This window comes from Gillisella taibaishanensis (assembly GCF_001938985.1).
Lineage (GTDB): Bacteria > Pseudomonadota > Alphaproteobacteria > Rhizobiales > Rhizobiaceae > Allorhizobium > Allorhizobium taibaishanense.
This window is the reverse complement of sequence record NZ_MKIN01000022.1, coordinates 1,200,404-1,219,882: the sequence shown is the minus strand read 5'-3', so window position 1 is coordinate 1,219,882 and position 19,479 is coordinate 1,200,404. Positions and strand designations below refer to the sequence as shown.

Here is a 19,479-nt window from a genome sequence, read left to right as displayed (position 1 = left end):
GGTCCTCTGGCGATCCGTTTCTCCTCCTGCCGACCATTCTACTCTTCTGATTTAACCATTTGGTGTCAATGCGATTTTTCGCTCAGGACGACATTGACCTGGAGGTCGCGGCCGGCGCGCCATCCATGCCAGGCCGCTCCGAGACCAAGAGCTGCGAACAGCAGGCCCGACCAGGCAAAGCTGCCGGTAAAGCCATGGATGAGGCCGACAAGCAGCGGACCGACGGCGGCAAGGCAATAGCCGACGCATTGGGCCATGCCGGAGAGATGCGCGGCAATTTGCGGATTGCCGGAGCGCAGCACGATTGCGGTCATGGCAAGCGCAATCAGGCTGCCCTGGCCAATGCCCTGCAATACCGCCCAGATCCAGAGGGTAGAGAGCGGAGCAAACAGCAGGCCGAACAGCGCTATAACAGCGAGAATGGCGACAGCGGCATTGACCAGCCGTTGATCCCGGCCACGCACGGCAAGATGCGGCGCAAAAATGCAGGCGGCGGCCTGGACCATGACGGACACGGAGACGACAGCGCCAGCGGTGACGCCATCCAGCCCACGCTCGCGCAGGATCGGCACCAGCCAGCCGAAGACGCAATAGGCGAGCGCCGATTGCAGGCCGGTGTAGAGGGTGACGTTCCAGGCCAGCCGGTCGCGCCACAGTCCCTGAACCTGAACGCGCAGGCCCGGGCGATGACCATGGGCTGAAAAGGCCTGGGGTAGCCAAAGCAGGAAGACCACGGCGGCCGGCAGTGCCCAGACGGCAAGCCCTATCGCCATCGAGCCGCCGCTTGCGGCCTCAATGGGAAGGGTTAGCCCGGCGGCAGCCGCCGCCCCGCCGCACAGCGCCATTGTGTAAAAGCCGGTCATCAGCGCGGCTTGCTGGGGGAAGTCGCGCTTCACCAGACCGGGCAGCAACACATTGCCGACGGCGATACAGGCACCGGCGAGCGCGGTGCCGAAAAATAGCGGTGGAATGCTCGGGATGCCCCGCAGCGCGGTGCCTATTGCCAGCAGCGCCATGACCGCCAGCAACGTCTTTTCCGCGCCGAACCGATCCGACAGTTTGGGCGCCAGTGGCGAGAAGACGCCGAGGCAGAGGACCGGCAGGGTAGTGAGCAGGCTGGCGCCAAGTGCCGAAAGCCCCAGCCCATCGCGGATCTCCGGCAGCAGCGTCGAGGCGCTGGAAAATACCGGCCGCAGATTGAAGGCGATCATCACAAGACTGATGCCGAGGATGATGCGCGCAACAGACGACCGCTGCGCTGCCGTCTGAGGCTTAGCCCGTGCTGAGGTTGGCGCATCGTCCGGATCTGCATCGATCAGCAGTTCGTCGGCAAGGCCGAGGTCTTGACCGTGCCCGGAATGAGCAGGTTCTGAAGAGATGAGCGACATGGTCATGTCCTTTAAAGCCTATCGGAAAGCTCGCTCTTCCAAAAGAAAAGCAAAAACAGAAGGATAACAAAAGCGCTGGGTTCAATCCGAACCCGGCCTACTTTCGGTCAGGGCGGCGAGCACGGGTCGCATGAAGGCCCGCACGGTGCGATCGGCGGCGTCGGGATCGCCTGTTGCGATGGCCTCGACGATGGCGCGGTGGGCCGCCAGATCCGGCTCCGGCAGCAAGCCGCCGGTGGTTGCCTCGATTGTGTCGGTAATCGAGCGGGTGAAGAAATCATAGAGCTCCAGCATCGCGGCATTCTCGCCGGCGGCAATCACTGCCCGATGAAAGGCGAGGTCGCGGGCAATAAAGGCGGCGCGATCCGGCTCGGCGGCGGAATGGCCGCGTTGATCGAGCAGGGCGTGCAATTGCCGGATCGCTGCCGGTCTCGCCCTTTGCGCTGCCAGCCTTGCCCCTTCCACCTCAAGCGCCAGCCGTGCCTCCAGCCGATCGCGCAGGCTGGTGCGACGGGCAAGATCCAGCGGCTGCGGCACGACCCTATCGGTGACGACATAGGTGCCGGAGCCTTGCCGGGTTTCCAGCAGGCCCTGCGCCACCAGCACCCGCACCGCTTCACGGATGGTGCCGCGGCTGACCTGCAGCTGGTCCGACAGGCCCTGCTCATTGGGCAATTTCTCGCCGATCCGCCAGAGGCCATCGGCAAGTGCTGTTCTGATCCGGTCCGCCGCGCTGTCGGCGAGATTGGTTTTCTGTAAAGGTCGCATTCTGGAATTGATAAAGTCATCCGATGACTTTATCAATGGCTGTCGTGGACGTTTCGTATATTTGATGTCTCACAAATGTTATGGGCGGCGGCTGTCGGCTGTGGTAGGGACGGCGCCATTCTCTCATCCATCCTCAAGGTCCTGCGCGCCGTGTCTTTCCCTCATCTCGTGAATATCCGCACTGCCGGCCCCGCCATCATGCTGGCGGGCATGCTGATGTTTGCGCTGAATGACGCGATGGCCAAGGCGCTGGTGGCCCATTACGGGCTTGGCCAGGTGGTGGTGGTGCGCAGCATGGCTGCTCTGCTGATCCTCTTGCCGTTTCTGGTGCGCGGTGGTCTAGCGCCTGTTCTGTCAGTAGAACGGCCGTGGATGCAGCTGGCCCGCGTTGTTTGCTCCACCGTGGAGATCATCGCCTTCTACTACGCCGTCAGCTACCTGCCGCTCGCCGATGTCATGACCTATTGGCTCGCCGCGCCGATTTATGTTGCGGCGGCGGCGCCCTTCCTGCTGGGGGAAACCATCGGCTGGCGGCGGATTACCGCAATTGTGATTGGCTTTGCCGGCGTCATCGTCACGCTGGAACCATCACGGGCGATGTTTTCGGCGCCGGCGCTGATCTCGATTATCGGCAGCGCCGCCTTCGCCTTCATGATGCTGTCGGGCCGGTCGCTGCGGGCGACGCCGGACAAGCTGCTGGTGCTGTTCCAGGCGGCGGCGGCGCTGCTTGGCGGCCTGTTCTTCGCGCCTTTCGACTGGGTGCCGATCGCGTCAGCCACGGACCTCGTCATGCTTGGCCTGCTCGGCATCGTCGCCATGGCGGCGCATATGCTAGTCAACAGGGCGCTGAAAATCTCCGATGCCGCTGCCGTCGCGCCGCTGCAATATACGCTGCTGCTCTGGGCGGTGCTGTTCGGGTGGCTGTTTTTCGGCGACCTGCCGCGCACCAGCATGGTGATCGGTGCTGCACTGATCATCGGCTCGGGCCTGTTCATCTTCTTCCGCGAAAAGCGGCTGAACAAGACCGAGACCGTGCTGCCTGCGGTGCCGGAATAGAGCATTTCCAGCAAAAGTGTGTAGCGGTTTTGCGTCCGGAAATGCGCTAAGGTAAACCATCATCCTCTTGGTGTCGGCCTTGTCAGCACGAAGGCCGCTGAGCATAAAAGGATGACGCCGGTGCCGATCCGCACGAAGAGCGGCGCGGAGGAAAACATCATCATCACGATAAAGCTGATCGCCATGACAGTCACAGCTGCACCCTTGGCTCGGCCAGAAATTGCGCCTTCGCGGCGCCAGTCGGTGAGCGGCTTGCCAAAACGGGGATGATCGAGCAGCCATTGCTCGAAGCGCGGCGAGGAGCGGGCAAACAGGCCGGCGGCCAGGATGATGAAGGGCGTGGTCGGCAGCAGCGGCAGGAAGATGCCGATGACGCCGAGTGCTACGAAGAACCAGCCGAGGCAGAGCATCAAAAGCCGCATCCGACCTCCTGATTGCCGATGATATCAGCTTTACAGCTATATCGGCTTTGCGGTCGGCATCGATTTGCCGGCCGCACTCTTAATCTCGGGCTGAAATCAGCCTTTGTGGGCGGCGACAGCCGCGTCATAGGCGGCCACTAGCTTGGCGGCGCGTTCCTTGACGACATCGGCCTTGTCGCCGGGCTTGTAGAGGCTGGTGCCGATGCCGAAGGCGCGGGCGCCGGCCTTGAGGTATTCGCCGAAATTGCTCTCGCCGACACCGCCGACTGCGCCGATCGGAAAATTGGCCGGCAGGATCGCCTTGATGGCATTGATGCCGCTTGGGCCAAGCACGCTGGCCGGGAAGAACTTGATGGCCGAGGCGCCGGCCTTGATGGCGGCAAGCGCTTCCGTTGGCGTGAAGGCGCCCGGCATGGAGACCATGCCGAGCCGGGCAGCCTGGCCGATGACAGCGGGATCGGTATTGGGTGTGACCAAAAGATTGCCGCCGACGCTGTGCAGCTGTTCGACCGCAGCGGGGTCAAGCACGGTGCCGGCGCCGATCAACACGCCTTCAGGGGCGCGCTTGCGGGCTTTTTCGATCGAGATAAACGGATCGGGCGAATTCAGCGGCACTTCGATCGCTTCAAAACCCTGTTCGAGCAGCACGTCGACGACGCTTTCGATGTCGTCAGGACCGATGCCGCGCAGGATGGCGACCAGTTCGCGCTTCAACTGCGGCCAGGGCGTATGGGTGGTGGTCATGGTCTGTCCTTACTCTGCGGTTTGAAAAAGCGCCTGGGCTGCGGCAAACAGGCCGGTGCGCACCAGGGCGCTGCCGTCGAGACTGCTGGCACTGCCACCGGCAAGGGTAATGGCCTTGGCATAAAGGGCTGAAAGCGATTTCGAGCCGACGATATGCACGGTTTTGCCGGCGTTGACCCAGTCCCGCATGCCCGCGATTTCCGCGCCGATCAGCAGGCCAGACAGCCGGCTTGCCGCATCCTGCGGGCCGGGTGTGGAGAGAAGGCCGGCGGCCCGGATCGAAAACAGGCTGGTGGTCAGGGAGAAATTGCTGCCCAGCGCCTCGGTCACGGCCTCGATGAAGACGGCCTCATCCGTCTGCGTCAGCCCGTCCTGGGGCATCGAAAGACGCAGGATCGACTGCTTGGCGATCAGATCGAACAATTCGCCGGTCATGACGGTGCGGAAGCGCTGCACCACGCCGCCTTCAAGATCCACCCACTTGCAATGGGTGCCGGGCATGCAGATCACGCCCGAGGCAATGCCGCCAGCGACAACGCCGGCCAACTGGGTTTCTTCGCCGCGCATAACGTCGAATGGGCCGGTGTTGATCTGGCAGACACCCGGCAGGATGTGGATTGGCCGCGTCGCCTTTGGGCTGACGGTGCGCAGGTGGAGGCCGGAGAGCGCTGTCGGTGTCTCGACATACGGTGCCTCTAGCCAACCGGCGCGGGCGCCGGCCATGCCGGCGATCACTACTGGAAGATCGAGAGGCGCTGAAAGCGCCTCCAGATGTTCTTCGAGAACGGCCGCAAAGCGGTTGTCCTTGGCGCAGGCTGACATGCCGTCCGCCGACTGGCGTTCGCCCAGCACCACGCCGTCGCCATCCACCAACCAGAGGCGGAAATTGCTCGTGCCCCAATCGGCCAAAGCCACGAAGGGCGTGCCGGTCTTCGCCATATCAGCCATGCTGCGTCACCCGGCTTACTGCAGATCTTCCGGCAGCAGCGCCACCGGAATGTTCTGGTAGCTGACCGGACGCATGAAGCGGCGGATCGCCATGGTTCCGACCGAGGTCGCGCCGAAGTTGGTGGTGGCCGGGTAGGGGCCGCCATGCACCATGGCATCGCAGACCTCGACGCCAGTCGGGAAACCGTTGGCGAGCACGCGGCCGGACTTGCGTTCCAGGATCGGCAACAGCTTGCGGGCGATTGGCGCGTCCGCATCGTCCATCTGCAGCGTCGTGGTCAGCTGGCCGACCAGACTTTCGGCAATGTGCACCATCTCGGCTTCATCCTTGACGGTAACGAGAACGCCGAGCGGGCCGAACACTTCTTCACCCAGCACGTGGTTGGCCAGCCAGTTTTCACCTGTTGTGGCAAACAGGTAAGGCGTGGCATTGCGCAGGTCGCAAGTGGTGGTCAGCACGGACTGAACGCCTTCCGTCGCCTCGATGCGCTTTGCACCTTCGCGATAGGCATTGGCGATACCGTCGGTCAGCATGGTCTGGGCATTGGTGGCAGCCAGCGCGGTCTTGGCGGTTTCGAGGAAGGCGTCGGCTTCCGCGCCTTCCTTGACCACTGCAATGCCGGGATTGGTGCAGAACTGGCCAGCGCCCATGGTCAACGAGCCGGCCCAGCCCTTGGCGATCGTTTCGCCGCGTGCGGAGACGGCAGCGGGCAGCAGGAACATCGGGTTGACCGAGCCCAGCTCGCCGAAGAACGGGATCGGCTCTTCACGGCGTACGCAGAGATCAAACAGCGCGCGACCGCCACGAAGCGAGCCGGTAAAGCCGACGGCACGGGTCAGCGGATGCAGGCAGATGGCTTCGCCGGTTTCGCGGTTGCCGCCCTGGATCAGGGAGAAGACGCCCGGATGAATACCGCAGCTCTTGATCGCGGCTGCGATGGCCTGAGCGACGATTTCAGACGTGCCGGGATGGGCTTCATGGCCCTTGACGACGACCGGGCAGCCAGCAGCCAGTGCCGAGGCGGTGTCGCCGCCGGCGGTGGAGAAGGCCAGCGGGAAGTTCGAGGCGCCGAACACGCCAACAGGGCCGATCGGGCGCTGCATCAGGCGGATGTCAGGGCGCGGCAGCGGCTGGCGGTCGGGCAGGGCCGCATCATGGCGGCGGTCGAGATAGTCGCCCTTCAGGATGTGGGTTGCAAACAGGCGCAACTGGCCGGTGGTGCGGCCACGCTCGCCAACCAGGCGGGCTTCCGGCAGGCCGGTTTCCTGGGAGCCGATCTTGGTGATCTCGTCGCCGCGTGCATCGATCTGCTCGGCAATTGCTTCGAGGAACTTGGCACGCTCTTCACGGGAGGAATAGCCATAGGTGACGAAGGCCTCTTCGGCAGCCTTCATGGCGCGATCCACCAGAGCGGCGGAGCCAGCAAAGAAGGTGTGGCTCTCGCCCGAGGCGGGGCTGGAGGTAAAGGTTGTGGAGCCTTCGACCCATTCTCCGGCGATCAGGTGTTTTCCGGTGAGATTCAGCGTCATGGGGTATCCTTTCAACAATTTCGGTCCGCAGGATGCCACCCCGGATGTCCGGGATGTCCTGCCATTTTGATTTAAAGAGCGCTTGCCTTCCTCTTAATCGAAGAAGGCTTCCACTTCATGACGTTCGCCGCTGAGGAAGGCATCGGCCACCAGGCGCAGCGGCTGGAAGTCGACATCGCTCGTCCGGCTACGCACCAGTTGCGCAAAGCGCGTATAGATCCGCGCATATTCCCGGTCGGGACCTTCAACGGTCAGCGTGTCATTTATATAGAGTTCCGCGCCGCCCTTTGCGAGCCTCAAGCGGCCTTGTTCGGTCGTCACCACGATGTCCCAGGTCTGGGGGCCTTCCTGGCGCCAGTCGAATTCGGCCTTGATCGGCGCGCCGGCAGCGCTGCGCATGGCAAGGCTTGCGGCAATCGGCTGCTGACGGTTGGCTGGGAAGGACAGCGATGCCTTTTCGACGATGGTCTGGCCGGGAATGATAGCGGTCAGGATCGAGAGCGCATTGATGCCCGGATCGAAGACGCCGAAACCGCCGGCTTCCCAGATCCAGGCCTGGCCCGGATGCCAGCGGCGGACATCTTCCTTCCAGGTGATCTCAATGCCGGTGATGGTCTTGTCGGCAAGCCATTCGCGTGCCGGCTCGACGCCATTGGCAAAACGCGAGTGCCATGTGGCAAACAGCGTAACGCCGGCGTCGCGGGCAAGATCGGCCAGTGCCTGGGCTTCGCCGATCGTGGCAGCCGGCGGCTTTTCCATGAGAACGTCGAGGCCGTGTGCAATCGCCTTCTTGGCCATGGCAAAGCGCACGTCAGGGGGCGTGCAGAGGGCAATTGCCCTGATGTCCTTGCGGGCATCGAGGAAGGCGTCGAAGTTTTCGAAATTGTCGGCGCTTTCGATCTTGCCGTTACGGCTGATCGCTGCGGCAATGGTGAAATCGCTGCCGTTTTCGCAGGAGGGAATGTGCTGGTCGCGGGCGATCTTGCCGACGCCGGCGAGCGCGAGCGCGATCCGTGCGCCGGTATTGTCAGAAGAGGTCATGGCTTGGTCCCTGTTTCCTGGTTGGAAACTCAATAAGGCAGATATGGTCTTTGAACGGTGTCAGGCGCGCCCGAAGACGCGCCCGACAGAAGGGGAGGGATCAGTGCGAATCCTTGCCGACGGCAGAACCACGGCAGCCCTTGAGGAAGTCGAAATCGGCGCCGGTATCGGCCCCTTCCACGTGATCGTGGAACATGCGGGCGTAACCGCTGGCCGGCGGCTCGACATTCGGGCGCCAGTCGGCGAGGCGGCGCTGCATTTCCTCGTCGGAAATATCCAGATGCACCCGGCGTGCCTCGACGTCGATCTCGATGAAATCGCCGTTCTTGACGATGGCAAGCGGACCGCCGCGTGCGGCTTCCGGCGAGGTGTGCAGGAGAACCGTGCCATAGGCCGTGCCGGACATGCGGGCGTCGGAAATGCGCACCATGTCGGTAATGCCCTTGCGCAGCACCTTGGGCGGAAGGCCCATATTGCCGACTTCGGCCATGCCGGGATAGCCGCGCGGACCGCAGTTCTTCATGACCATGACGCACGTCTCGTCGATGTCGAGGTTCTCGTCGTTGATCTTGGCCTTGTAGTCGTCGATGTCTTCAAACACCACGGCGCGGCCGCGATGCTTCATCAGATGCTCGGAAGCGGCAGACGGCTTCAGCACGCAGCCCTTCGGCGCCAGGTTGCCACGCAGAACGGCGATGCCGCCATGCTGGGTCAGCGCCTTGTCGAACGGACGGATGACGTCTTCGTTCCAGTTGCGCACGTCCTTGACTTCGTCCCACAGCGTCAGGCCGGAGACAGTCAGCACGTCCTTATGCAGCTTGCCGGCTTCGGACAGCATCTTGATCACTACAGGCAGGCCGCCAGCATAGAAGAATTCTTCCATCAGATATTCGCCCGATGGCATCAGGTTGACGATTGTCGGAATCTCGCGGCCACAGCGATCCCAGTCGTCGAGCGTCAGGTCGATTCCGCAACGGCCGGCCATGGCCAAGAGATGCACGACGGCATTGGTCGAGCCGCCGATGGCGCCATTGACGCGGATGGCGTTTTCAAACGCTTCCTTGGTCATGATGTCGGATGGTTTCAGGTCGTCCTTGACCATCTGCACGATGCGGCGGCCGGACAGCTGCGCCATGACCTTGCGGCGGGAATCGACGCCGGGAATAGCAGCGTTGCCCGACAGCGCCATGCCGAGGGCTTCGGCCATCGACGCCATGGTCGAGGCCGTGCCCATGGTGTTGCAGGTGCCGGAGGAACGGCTCATCGAGGCTTCGGCCTCGAGGAATTCTTCCTGCGTCATTTCGCCGGCCTTGACGGCTTCCGAGAATTTCCACAGATGCGTACCGGAGCCGACGCGCTCGCCACGGAAATAGCCGTTCAGCATCGGGCCGCCGGTGACGACGATCGACGGCAGGTCGACGGAAGCGGCTGCCATGATCAGCGACGGCGTGGTCTTGTCGCAGCCGACGAGCAGGACGCAGCCGTCCATCGGCTGGCCGCGAATGGTTTCCTCGATCGCCAGCGCGGCGAGGTTGCGGTACATCATCGCGGTCGGACGGAAGGTGTTTTCCGACGCCGAGAAGACAGGTACTTCCATGGGGAAACCGCCGGCTTCCCAGACGCCAGCCTTCACCTTTTCGGCGAGTTCGCGGAGATGACCGTTGCACGGGGTCATGTCGGACCAGGTGTTGAGGATGCCGATCACCGGGCGGCCATCGAACAGGTCGTGCGGATAGCCCTGATTCTTCATCCAGCCGCGATGATAGATTACGTCACGGCTGGTGCCGCCGTACCATTCCTGCGACCTCAGTTTGCGAGGCCAAGCCTTTGGTGTGAAACCACTCATGGCGTTTCTCCCGTGTTTTGTTGGTTCAAGCGGCTAAGACGCCGCTATTGTCAATCAGCGAAGGCTGATGCCGCGGAAAGCGGCACCAGAGGGGTCAGAGGGTTTTGACGGTAAATGGCGTCTCGGCAGCCAGGACCAAGGGGTTGCGCAGGGCCAAGCCGAAGGCGGGTGCGCTGACTTCGAACACGTCGCCGGCCTCAGTCTTGAAACCATCTGCAAAGGATAGGGTCGCGGTGCCGAACATATGCACATGCAGGTCGCCCGGCTGGCAGAACAGGCCGTATTTGAAGTGGTGATATTCCAGGTTGGCGATGGTGTGGGACATGTTGTCCTCGCCCGACAGGAATGGCTTTTCCCAGACCGTTTGGCCGCCGCGCAGAATCTTCGAGGTGCCGACGATGTCAGCCGGAAGGTCACCAACCAGCAGTTCCGGACCGAAGGAGGCCGGGCGCAGCTTGGAATGGGCAAGGTAGAGATAGTTGATCTTCTCGGTCACATGGTCGGAAAATTCGTTGGCCAGCGAGAAGCCGAGGCGAACGGGTGTGCCATCGTTATCGATAACATAGAAGCCCGCAATTTCCGGTTCTTCACCGCCATCAAGCGCGAACGACGGCGATTCCAGGCCTTCGCCGGGAGCGATCGCGTTGACGCCGGTGCCCTTGTAGAACCATTCCGGCTGCACGCCGGTTTCGCCAGCCTTGGGCTTGCCGCCTTCCAGACCCATGCGGAACATCTTCATGGAGTCGCTCATGCCTGCGGTGTCGGCATGCATGCTGTCGCGCGCCGAAGCCGAGCCGGTATGGGTGAGGCCGGTGCCTGTCAGGAACATGTGGGCTGCATCGGGATGGCGCACTGGACAATCCAGCTTGTCACCGGCGACGAGGGCCAGGAGGTCGACGGTTTCGCCAGCGCCCTGCTTGCCGATCAGGTCGGCGATGCTTGCATTTGCGGCAATCGCGGCCTTTGCGAGGTCATAGGTAGAGGAAAAGCCCGGCACGATGCGCGCGGTTTCGCCTTGACGGCAGATCACTCCGCCAGCCTTCAATTGGGAAAGATACATTGTCCAGTGTCCTTGGTACGGTTCATGGGAACGTTTCATGGTGCAAACGAGGCGGCGAAACGATCTCTCACTTCCTTCAACGCAATCGGCCAGAACGCCGCTTCACACTGTTTCTGCGATTGCTGTCGGTCATCATGCAGTCAAATGGGTGGGCCGGATCCGACGGATCGTTCCGGCCCAAAAGTGTCAGGCAGCCTTGTTCTTGTTGTAGACGTCGAAGAACACGGCAGCGAGCAGGACGAGGCCCTTGACCATCTGCTGATAGTCGATGCCGAGGCCGATGATGGACATGCCGTTGTTCATCACGCCCATGATGAAGGCGCCGATGACGGCACCGGTGATCTTGCCAACGCCGCCAGAGGCCGAGGCGCCGCCGATAAAGCAGGCCGCGATGACGTCGAGTTCGAAGCCGACGCCGGCCTTCGGGGTAGCCGAATTGAGGCGGGCCGCAACGATCATGCCGGCCAGACCGGCGAGAACGCCCATGTTGACGAAGGTCAGGAAGGTCAGGCGTTCGGTATTGATACCCGAGAGCTTGGTCGCCTTCTCATTGCCGCCCATGGCGTAGATGCGACGGCCGACGGTGGTGCGGCGGGTAACGAAGGAATAGAAGATGATCAGCGCGAGCATGACGATCAGCACGTTCGGCATGCCGCGATAGGTCGACAGCAGGTAGCCGAGCAGCAGGATCGCGCCCGAGACGATCAGGTTCTGCACGAGGAAGAAGCTGAATGGCTCGACATCGATGCCGTGGGCAACGTTGACCTGGCGGCGGCGCCAAGCGAGCACGAACAGCGTCACAGCGCCGATCACCGTCAGGATGATCGAGGTGGAATGCAGGCCGCCCATGTCGAACAGGTCAGGGATGAAGCCCGTGCTGATCAGCTGGAAGTCCGAGGGGAACGGGCCGATATTCTTGTTGCCGAGGATGATATAGGTCAGGCCGCGGAACACCAACATGCCGGCCAGCGTCACGATGAAGGCCGGGATGCGGTGATAGGCGATCCAATAGCCCTGGGCCGCGCCGATCACGCCACCGACGATCAGACTGATGATCAGCGCCGGCAGGAAGCCCATGCCGAGCTGCACGGTCAGCACGGCGGAGACGCCACCGATGAAGCCGACGATCGAGCCGACCGACAAGTCGATATGTCCGGCAACGATGACCAGCAACATTCCCAGCGCCATCACGACGATGAAGGAGTTCTGCAGCACCAGGTTGGTGATGTTGACGGGCTTGAAGAGAATGCCGCCGGTATAGATCTGGAAGAAGACCATGATGGCGACCAGCGCGATCAACATGCCGTATTCACGGATGTTGGAGCGAATGTAGGACGCGATGGAGACCACGTGCTTCTCTTCGGTGGGATGATTGACCGAATTCATTATTTCTTCTCCCCTGAGCGCATGATAGCGCGCATGATGCTTTCCTGGCTTGCTTCTTCCTTCGACAACTCGGCAACGATGTGCCCTTCGTTCATGACGTAGATCCGGTCGCAGGTGCCGAGCAGTTCCGGCATTTCGGACGAGATCATCAGAACGCCTTTGCCGTCGGCGGCAAGCTGGTTGATGATGCTGTAGATTTCATATTTGGCGCCGACATCGATGCCGCGGGTCGGCTCGTCGAGGATCAGCACTTCCGGATCGGAGAACAGCCACTTCGACAGGACGACCTTCTGCTGGTTGCCGCCCGAAAGGTTGACGGCTTCCTGGTAGATGCCATGCGAGCGGATGCGCAGGCGCGAACGATAATCTGTCGCTACCTTGGCTTCCTTGATGTCGTCGATCACGCCGCCCGTCGACACGCCCATCAGGTTGGCGAGCGAAGTATTGTGCAGGATGTTGTCGCCGAGGATCAGGCCGAGATGCTTGCGGTCCTCAGTCACGTAGGCAAGACCCGCATCAATCGCCTTGCGCACCGTGCTGACATCGACCTTCTTGCCATCGATGAACACGTCGCCGCTAATCTTGTGGCCATAGGACTTGCCGAAGACGCTCATGGCAAATTCGGTGCGGCCTGCGCCCATCAGACCTGCAATGCCAACGACTTCGCCGCGGCGCACGGTGACGCCAATGTCGTGCAGGACCTGGCGCTCGCGGTGCTGGTGATGGAAGGCGTTCCAGTTCTTGACCTCGAGCACGACATCGCTGATCGGCACGGAGCGCGGCGGATAGCGGTCTTCCAGGTCACGGCCGACCATGTTGCGGATGATTACATCCTCACTCACTTCTTCCTCATGACAGTTCAACGTCTTGACCGTCTGACCGTCGCGCAGGACGGTGATCTGGTCGGAGACCTTGCGAACTTCATTGAGCTTGTGGGTGATGATGATCGAGGTGATGCCCTGGTTCCTGAATTCGATCAGCAGGTTGAGCAAGGCATCAGAATCATTTTCGTTGAGTGAGGCTGTCGGCTCATCGAGAATGAGCAGCTTCACGCTCTTGGAGAGGGCCTTGGCGATTTCGGTGAGCTGCTGCTTGCCGACGCCGATATCGGTCACCAACGTGCTTGGAGATTCCTTCAAGCCAACTTTGGCGAGGAGTTCCTTCGTACGCTTATAGGTCTGTTCCCAGCTGATCACGCCCTTGGAGGCGATTTCGTTGCCGAGGAAAATGTTTTCGGCAATTGACAACTGGGGCACCAGCGCCAATTCCTGGTGAATAATGACGATGCCGATTTCTTCGCTGTCCTTCAGGACCTTGAAGTTGCGCACGTCGCCATCGAAGACGATATCGCCTTCATAGGTGCCGGACGGGTAAACGCCGGACAAGACCTTCATCAGGGTCGATTTGCCGGCCCCGTTTTCGCCGACCAATGCATGGATTTCACCACGGCGAACCTTCAGGTTCACGTTCGATAGCGCTTTCACGCCGGGGAACGTCTTGGTGATGTTCCGCATTTCAAGGATCGTATCTGTCATCATGAAATCCCACGCCACGGCCACTTGAGCTGGCGGGCGAAACTCGATCGCTGCTGGGTCTGACGCTGGCGTCCGACGCGCGCAATCTAAGCTACCGTTTCAAGCGCGTCTCCGTCAAACCGGTCTTTACCCGTCTGCGGCGCGCCTTCGTCAAGAAAAAACCGGGACCGGCGTAAAGACCGGTCCCGGGATAGTGCTTACTTCAGCTGGTCGGCCTTGTAGTAGCCGCTCTTGACCAGAACGTCTTCGACGTTGGCCTTGGTGACGGCAACAGGCTTCAGCAGGTAGGACGGAACAACCTTGACACCGTTGTCGTAGGTCTTGGTGTCGTTGACTTCAGGCTGCTTGCCTTCCATCAGGGCGTTGACCATGCTGACGGTGACCTTGGCCAGTTCGCGGGTGTCCTTGAAGACGGTCGAATACTGCTCGCCAGCCAGGATGGACTTGACGGACGGTACTTCGGCATCCTGACCCGAGATGATCGGCAGCGGCATGTCCTTGGAACCATAGCCTACGCCCTTGAGCGAGGAGATGATGCCGATCGAGATGCCGTCATAGGGAGACAGAACGGCATTGACCTTGGCGTCGGTGTAGTAAGCCGACAGCAGGTTGTCCATGCGGGCCTGGGCAGTTGCGGCGTCCCAACGCAGGGTACCGACCTTGTCCATGCCTTCCTGGCCCGACTTGATCACCAGCTTCTTGCTGTCGATGTAAGGCTTCAGGACGGACATTGCGCCGTTGTAGAAGAAGAAGGCGTTGTTGTCGTCAGGCGAACCGCCGAACAACTCGATGTTGAACGGACCCTTACCATCCTTCAGGCCGAGGCCGTCAACGATGGTGCCAGCCTGGAGAACGCCAACCTGGAAGTTGTCGAAAGTGGCGTAGTAGTCGACGTTGCCGCTGTCGCGGATCAGGCGGTCATAAGCGATGACCTTGATACCGGCGTCATGAGCCTTCTTGAGAACGTCGGAAAGCGTCGTGCCGTCGATGGCGGCGATGACGAGAACCTTGGCGCCCTTGGTGACCATGTTCTCGATCTGGGAGAGCTGGTTCGGGATATCATCGTCGGCATACTGCAGGTCGGTCGTGTAACCGGCTTCCTTCAGCTGCTTGACGATGTTGTTGCCGTCGTCGATCCAGCGGGCCGAAGACTTGGTCGGCATTGCGATACCAACCGTACCCTTGTCGGCTGCGAACACAGACGACGTCATGACGGCAGCGCCCAAAGCGATGGACGCAAAAAGTTTTACGAGTGTCTTCACGAGGAACCTCCCTTGGTTTCCATATCAATCCGCTGCATGATCCGGCCCCCAAACCGTGTCCGGACAAGCGCGTCATGCAGAAGCGGCCCCAGCTCCTTCTGTTCGCCGCAAAGAATCTGGCAGTCGCTAATTTAAGCGATGCACGATCCGTCGCGGACTCTTAATCGTCCCCGTATGTCATTCAAATGATTTATTTGACATTACCCATACCAATATTGATATGTGGGGCATGAACAATACCCCCGCAAACCGGTTGCAGCCGAAACATTTCACTCTCATCAAGGCAGTTGGCGAGCTTGGCCAGCTCAGCTTGGCGGCCGGTCAGGTGTCGATGACGCAGCCTGCGGCCTCGCGGATGCTCGCGGAAATCGAGCGTATCGTTGGTGCGCCTGTCTTCCTGCGCACACCAAAAGGCATGGAAGCGACGGAAGTCGGGGCGGCGCTGGTGCGGCGCTCGGAAATCCTTCTGCAGGAAATGCGTGAGGCAATGCGCGAGGTGGATGCGATCAAGCGCGGGGCGTCAGGCACCGTCAGCGTCGGAGCGGTCACCGGCGGAGCGCTCGGCTATATCGTGCCGGCAATCAGCGCCCTGAAGATGGAAGCCCGCACGGCCGATATTCATGTGGATGTGGCGCCAAGCGGCAACCTGATCTCCAATCTCGTTTCGGGGCAGTTCGATTTCGTTCTGGGACGCATCCCCGTCGGGGTCGATGCCCGCCAATTCGAGATCACCCATGCCCGCACGGAAGAGGTTGACCTGATCGTGCATCAGAGCCATCCGCTGGCCAATTCCACCGGGCTTGGCATGGCCGATCTCCTGCATTTCCCCTGGGTTATGCAGGGGCCTGGCGCGCCGGTGCGCCAGGCGGTGGAAAATGCCTTTATCGATGCAGGCACCGCGTTGCCGGCTGACGTGGTCAATACGACGTCGCTGCTCGTCATGATCGCCATGATCGCCGCCTCCAATGCGATCACGCCGCTGTCGCGCGAAGTCTCCGACCTGCTCTGTCGGCAGACCACGGGGGCTGGGCTTTGCCGGCTTAACATCCGCAGGTCGATCGTGGTTCTGCCTTATCACATGATCAGCATGAAGAACCGGCGCATGTCTACGCTGGCTGCCCGGCTCCGTGATCTCGTTCTGCAAGAATTCGTAACGCGCTGATACCCTTTATTCTGAGGGAGTTATGGCAATGCCAGAAGTGTGGCACTGGTGAATCCTCGGGTTTGATGCTGAACCTGCCGATATCGGATAGTGAAACGTACCGAAAGCGTTAACAAAGGCTTGTCTTGCAATCATGACGCACCTTAAATGCCGCGAGCATGAGGTCATCATGTCACGGGGACGAGGGGTAGGCGGCGCATTAGGTTGGTGCCGTCCCATCGTTGATGAGGGCCATGCTTCGATGAGGGTCAGGAGGTCGTTATGAGTTTGATTATAGGCTCACCAAAAGAATTATATGCTGGCGAGGCGCGCGTCGCGATGACGCCCGATAGCGCCGTTCAACTGCAAAAACTGGGTTATGCCTGCCTGATCGAAACAGGCGCGGGCAAGGCGGCGGGCTTTTCCGACGATGCCTATCGCGCCGCTGGCGTGACCGTGGCCGAGACGGCTGCGGCGCTCTATGCCGGGGCCGATGTGATTGCCAAGGTACGGCCACCGGAGCCCTCTGAAATCGCCTTGCTTCAACCGGGCAAGACGCTGATCTCCTTCTTCTACCCCGCCCAGAACACAGAGCTTCTGGAAAGCGCCAAGGACAAAGGCGCCAATGTGATTGCCATGGATATGGTGCCGCGCATTTCGCGGGCCCAGAAGATGGATGCATTGTCTTCCATGGCCAATATCGCCGGCTACCGTGCCGTGATCGAGGCCGGCAACAATTTCGGACGTTTCTTTACGGGACAGGTAACGGCCGCGGGCAAGATCCCTCCGGCCAAGGTTCTGGTGGTCGGCGCCGGTGTTGCCGGACTTGCCGCAGTTGGTACAAGCGTGTCGCTCGGCGCCATCACCTATGCCTTCGACGTTCGCCCTGAAGTGGCCGAGCAGATCGAGAGCATGGGCGCGCAATTCGTCTTCCTCGACTTCAAGGAACAGCTGCAGGATGGCGCCGCCACAGGCGGCTATGCCGCGCCGTCTTCGCCGGAGTTTCGTGAAGCGCAGCTGAAGAAGTTCCGTGAACTGGCGCCTGAGATCGATATCGTCATCACCACGGCGCTGATCCCTGGTCGCGATGCGCCAAAGCTGTGGTTGGCCGACATGGTCGCCGCGATGAAGCCCGGTTCCGTGATTATCGACCTGGCCGCCGAGCGTGGCGGCAATTGCGATCTGACGGTGGCCGACCAGCGCGTCGTCTCCGACAATGGCGTGATCGTCGTCGGTTATACGGATTTCCCCAGCCGGATGGCGGCGCAGGCCTCGACGCTGTATTCCACCAATATCCGCCATATGATGACAGACCTCACACCGGCCAAGGACGGCGTTCTCAACCATAATATGGAAGACGACGTTATCAGGGGTGCGACGGTTGCCTTCGAAGGCGCGATCACCTATCCGCCACCGCCGCCGAAGATCCAGGCGATTGCCGCCGCCAAGCCCAAGGAAAAGGTCAAGGAACCGACGCCTGAGGAAAAGCGCGCCAAGGAAACGGCCGACTTCAAGGCGCAGACCGCAAACCAGGTCAAGCTGCTGGCGGCCCTGACGGTGGTGTTGCTGGTGGTTGGCGCTTTCGCGCCGACGAGCTTCATGAGCCATCTGATCGTCTTCGTGCTCGCCTGCTTCATCGGATTTCAGGTCATCTGGAGCGTCAGCCATTCGCTGCACACGCCGCTGATGGCCGTGACGAACGCGATTTCAGGCATCGTCATTCTTGGCGCGCTCTTGCAGATCGGTTCCAGCAAATGGCTGGTGGTGCTGCTGGCGGCTCTGTCAGTACTGATTGCGACGATCAATATCGTCGGTGGCTTCCTCGTGACGCGGCGCATGCTCGCCATGTTCCAGAAGTCCTGAGGGGGAGGGGTTTATTATGACAATTGGTGTGGTGTCCGCAGCCTATATTGCTGCGGCTGTATTGTTCATTCTCTCGCTCGGCGGGCTCTCGGGCCAGGAAAGCGCCAAGCGCGCCGTCTGGTACGGCATAACAGGCATGGCGCTGGCCGTCATTGCCACGGTGTTCGGCCCTGGGGTCGGTAACTGGTTCATCATCGTGCTGATGATCGCCGGCGGTTCGGTCATGGGCTATTACGTCGCTGCCCGCGTGCAGATGACGGAAATGCCGCAGCTTGTCGCTGCGCTGCACAGCTTCGTCGGTCTCGCTGCCGTGTTCATCGGCTATAACGCCCATATCGAAGCGGCCCATGTTGCGAGCCTCGACGAGACGGCCCGTGCTGCCCTGACCGGCTTTGCCCAGATCCTGGCGCATAAGGACTCGGTGGAACTGTCGATCATGAAGGTCGAAGTGTTCCTCGGCGTGTTCATCGGTGCCGTGACCTTCACCGGCTCGGTCATCGCCTTCGGCAAACTGGCCGGCAAGGTGGATGGCAAGGCCAAGAAGCTGCCGGGCGGCCATATGCTCAACGCCGGTGCGGCGGCTCTGTCGCTGATCCTGCTGATCGCCTATTTCAACGGTGCCGGCGCCTGGGCGCTGATCCTGATGACGCTCTTGGCCTTCTTCATCGGCTATCACCTGATCATGGGCATCGGCGGCGCCGACATGCCTGTCGTCGTCTCGATGCTCAACAGCTATTCCGGCTGGGCAGCGGCGGCTATCGGCTTCACGCTCGGCAACGATCTGTTGATCGTGACGGGCGCGCTGGTCGGCTCTTCGGGCGCCATCCTTTCCTACATCATGTGCAAGGCGATGAACCGGTCCTTCGTCTCGGTCATCCTCGGCGGCTTCGGCACGACCACCGGTCCCGCCATGGAAATCACCGGCGAACAGGTGGCGATCGATGCCGAAGGCGTGGCCAATGCCCTGAACGAAGCAGATAGCGTCATCATCGTGCCCGGCTACGGCATGGCGGTGGCCCAGGCCCAGCAGGCTGTGTCGGAACTGACCCGTAAGCTGCGCGCCGCTGGCAAGAATGTCCGCTTCGCCATCCATCCGGTGGCCGGCCGCCTGCCGGGGCACATGAACGTGCTGCTCGCCGAAGCCAAGGTACCCTACGACATCGTCATGGAAATGGACGAGATCAACGACGATTTCCCGGAAACCGACGTCGTCATCGTCATCGGCTCCAACGACATCGTCAACCCGGCCGCTGAAGAAGACCCCAACAGCCCAATCGCCGGCATGCCGGTGCTGCAGGTCTGGAAGGCCAAGCAGGTCTTCGTCTCCAAGCGCGGCCAGGGCACCGGCTATTCCGGCATCGAGAACCCGTTGTTCTACAAGGAGAATACGCGGATGTTCTATGGCGACGCGAAGAAGTCGGTGAGCGAACTTCTGCCGATGATCAAGTAGGATTTAGCAGTTTGAAATTTAAAAAGCCGGGTGGAGACG

The 19,479-nt window shown here is 61.2% G+C and carries 16 protein-coding genes; 4 read left to right on the top strand and 12 right to left on the bottom strand.

What is annotated here, in order from left to right; translation table 11 throughout:
• Positions 1–65 precede the first annotated feature (65 nt).
• A complete protein-coding gene (locus BJF91_RS16650; protein ID WP_075615719.1) occupies positions 66–1,388 on the bottom strand; it encodes a CynX/NimT family MFS transporter in 1,323 nt (440 codons plus the stop codon).
• Between the two features lie 81 nt (positions 1,389–1,469).
• A complete protein-coding gene (locus tag BJF91_RS16645) occupies positions 1,470–2,156 on the bottom strand; it encodes a FadR/GntR family transcriptional regulator (RefSeq protein ID WP_075615534.1) in 687 nt (228 codons plus the stop codon).
• Positions 2,157–2,354: 198 nt separating this feature from the next.
• On the opposite strand from BJF91_RS16645, the gene BJF91_RS16640 reads away from it, so the two are divergent.
• Entirely contained in the window at positions 2,355–3,212 is an 858-nt protein-coding gene (locus tag BJF91_RS16640) for a DMT family transporter (RefSeq protein WP_075615718.1), read from the top strand.
• Positions 3,213–3,271: 59 nt separating this feature from the next.
• On the opposite strand, the gene BJF91_RS16635 is transcribed toward BJF91_RS16640, so the two are convergent.
• The 10 genes from BJF91_RS16635 to chvE all read right to left on the bottom strand — a co-directional run bounded on the left by BJF91_RS16635 (position 3,272) and on the right by chvE (position 14,935).
• Positions 3,272–3,634: a YbaN family protein gene (locus BJF91_RS16635; RefSeq protein WP_075615533.1), complete on the bottom strand. Its 363-nt coding sequence runs from the start codon at positions 3,632–3,634 to the stop codon at positions 3,272–3,274.
• Between the two features lie 96 nt (positions 3,635–3,730).
• Entirely contained in the window at positions 3,731–4,378 is a 648-nt protein-coding gene (locus BJF91_RS16630; protein WP_075615532.1) for a 2-dehydro-3-deoxy-6-phosphogalactonate aldolase, read from the bottom strand.
• Between the two features lie 9 nt (positions 4,379–4,387).
• Entirely contained in the window at positions 4,388–5,326 is a 939-nt protein-coding gene (locus tag BJF91_RS16625) for a 2-dehydro-3-deoxygalactonokinase (RefSeq protein ID WP_234801637.1), read from the bottom strand.
• A 15-nt stretch (positions 5,327–5,341) separates the two neighbouring features.
• Positions 5,342–6,856, bottom strand: coding sequence for an aldehyde dehydrogenase (NADP(+)) (locus tag BJF91_RS16620; protein ID WP_075615531.1), 1,515 nt, complete (start codon positions 6,854–6,856; stop codon positions 5,342–5,344).
• A 93-nt stretch (positions 6,857–6,949) separates the two neighbouring features.
• Positions 6,950–7,897: a Gfo/Idh/MocA family protein gene (locus BJF91_RS16615; RefSeq protein ID WP_075615530.1), complete on the bottom strand. Its 948-nt coding sequence runs from the start codon at positions 7,895–7,897 to the stop codon at positions 6,950–6,952.
• Positions 7,898–7,997: 100 nt separating this feature from the next.
• Entirely contained in the window at positions 7,998–9,743 is a 1,746-nt protein-coding gene (araD, locus tag BJF91_RS16610) for an L-arabinonate dehydratase (RefSeq protein ID WP_075615529.1), read from the bottom strand.
• 94 nt (positions 9,744–9,837) lie between these two features.
• Positions 9,838–10,803, bottom strand: a complete 966-nt coding sequence (gene araD1, locus BJF91_RS16605) for an AraD1 family protein (protein ID WP_075615528.1) — start codon at positions 10,801–10,803, stop codon at positions 9,838–9,840.
• A gap of 186 nt (positions 10,804–10,989) precedes the next feature.
• Positions 10,990–12,189 (bottom strand): multiple monosaccharide ABC transporter permease, encoded by a 1,200-nt coding sequence (mmsB, locus tag BJF91_RS16600; RefSeq protein ID WP_075615527.1) that lies wholly within the window; start codon positions 12,187–12,189, stop codon positions 10,990–10,992.
• Positions 12,189–13,724, bottom strand: coding sequence for a multiple monosaccharide ABC transporter ATP-binding protein (gene mmsA, locus BJF91_RS16595; protein ID WP_075615716.1), 1,536 nt, complete (start codon positions 13,722–13,724; stop codon positions 12,189–12,191). Before mmsA ends, mmsB begins: the two co-directional genes overlap by 1 nt.
• 197 nt (positions 13,725–13,921) lie before the next feature.
• Positions 13,922–14,935, bottom strand: coding sequence for a multiple monosaccharide ABC transporter substrate-binding protein (gene chvE, locus BJF91_RS16590; protein WP_210288987.1), 1,014 nt, complete (start codon positions 14,933–14,935; stop codon positions 13,922–13,924).
• A 280-nt stretch (positions 14,936–15,215) separates the two neighbouring features.
• Between chvE and BJF91_RS16585 the strand changes: the two genes are divergently transcribed.
• The 3 genes from BJF91_RS16585 (at position 15,216) to BJF91_RS16575 (ending at position 19,440) form a co-directional block, all read left to right on the top strand.
• Positions 15,216–16,148, top strand: coding sequence for a LysR family transcriptional regulator (locus BJF91_RS16585; RefSeq protein WP_075615525.1), 933 nt, complete (start codon positions 15,216–15,218; stop codon positions 16,146–16,148).
• A gap of 267 nt (positions 16,149–16,415) precedes the next feature.
• Positions 16,416–17,990 carry a Re/Si-specific NAD(P)(+) transhydrogenase subunit alpha gene (locus BJF91_RS16580; RefSeq protein ID WP_075615715.1) on the top strand — a complete coding sequence of 525 codons (1,575 nt, stop codon included), beginning with the start codon at positions 16,416–16,418 and terminating at the stop codon, positions 17,988–17,990.
• 16 nt (positions 17,991–18,006) lie between these two features.
• Entirely contained in the window at positions 18,007–19,440 is a 1,434-nt protein-coding gene (locus tag BJF91_RS16575; RefSeq protein WP_075615524.1) for an NAD(P)(+) transhydrogenase (Re/Si-specific) subunit beta, read from the top strand.
• Positions 19,441–19,479 lie beyond the last annotated feature (39 nt).

Coding starts and splice junctions, on each gene's coding strand:
- mmsB (WP_075615527.1), bottom strand. CDS start 12,189: ATGAATTCGGTCAATCATCCCACCGAAGAGAAGCACGTGGTCTCCATC.
- BJF91_RS16635 (WP_075615533.1), bottom strand. CDS start 3,634: ATGCGGCTTTTGATGCTCTGCCTCGGCTGGTTCTTCGTAGCACTCGGC.
- chvE (WP_210288987.1), bottom strand. CDS start 14,935: ATGACGTCGTCTGTGTTCGCAGCCGACAAGGGTACGGTTGGTATCGCA.
- BJF91_RS16625 (WP_234801637.1), bottom strand. CDS start 5,326: ATGGCTGATATGGCGAAGACCGGCACGCCCTTCGTGGCTTTGGCCGAT.
- BJF91_RS16615 (WP_075615530.1), bottom strand. CDS start 7,897: ATGACCTCTTCTGACAATACCGGCGCACGGATCGCGCTCGCGCTCGCC.
- mmsA (WP_075615716.1), bottom strand. CDS start 13,724: ATGACAGATACGATCCTTGAAATGCGGAACATCACCAAGACGTTCCCC.
- BJF91_RS16630 (WP_075615532.1), bottom strand. CDS start 4,378: ATGACCACCACCCATACGCCCTGGCCGCAGTTGAAGCGCGAACTGGTC.
- BJF91_RS16585 (WP_075615525.1), top strand. CDS start 15,216: ATGAACAATACCCCCGCAAACCGGTTGCAGCCGAAACATTTCACTCTC.
- BJF91_RS16640 (WP_075615718.1), top strand. CDS start 2,355: ATGCTGGCGGGCATGCTGATGTTTGCGCTGAATGACGCGATGGCCAAG.
- BJF91_RS16645 (WP_075615534.1), bottom strand. CDS start 2,156: ATGCGACCTTTACAGAAAACCAATCTCGCCGACAGCGCGGCGGACCGG.
- BJF91_RS16575 (WP_075615524.1), top strand. CDS start 18,007: ATGACAATTGGTGTGGTGTCCGCAGCCTATATTGCTGCGGCTGTATTG.
- araD1 (WP_075615528.1), bottom strand. CDS start 10,803: ATGTATCTTTCCCAATTGAAGGCTGGCGGAGTGATCTGCCGTCAAGGC.
- araD (WP_075615529.1), bottom strand. CDS start 9,743: ATGAGTGGTTTCACACCAAAGGCTTGGCCTCGCAAACTGAGGTCGCAG.
- BJF91_RS16620 (WP_075615531.1), bottom strand. CDS start 6,856: ATGACGCTGAATCTCACCGGAAAACACCTGATCGCCGGAGAATGGGTC.
- BJF91_RS16650 (WP_075615719.1), bottom strand. CDS start 1,388: ATGTCGCTCATCTCTTCAGAACCTGCTCATTCCGGGCACGGTCAAGAC.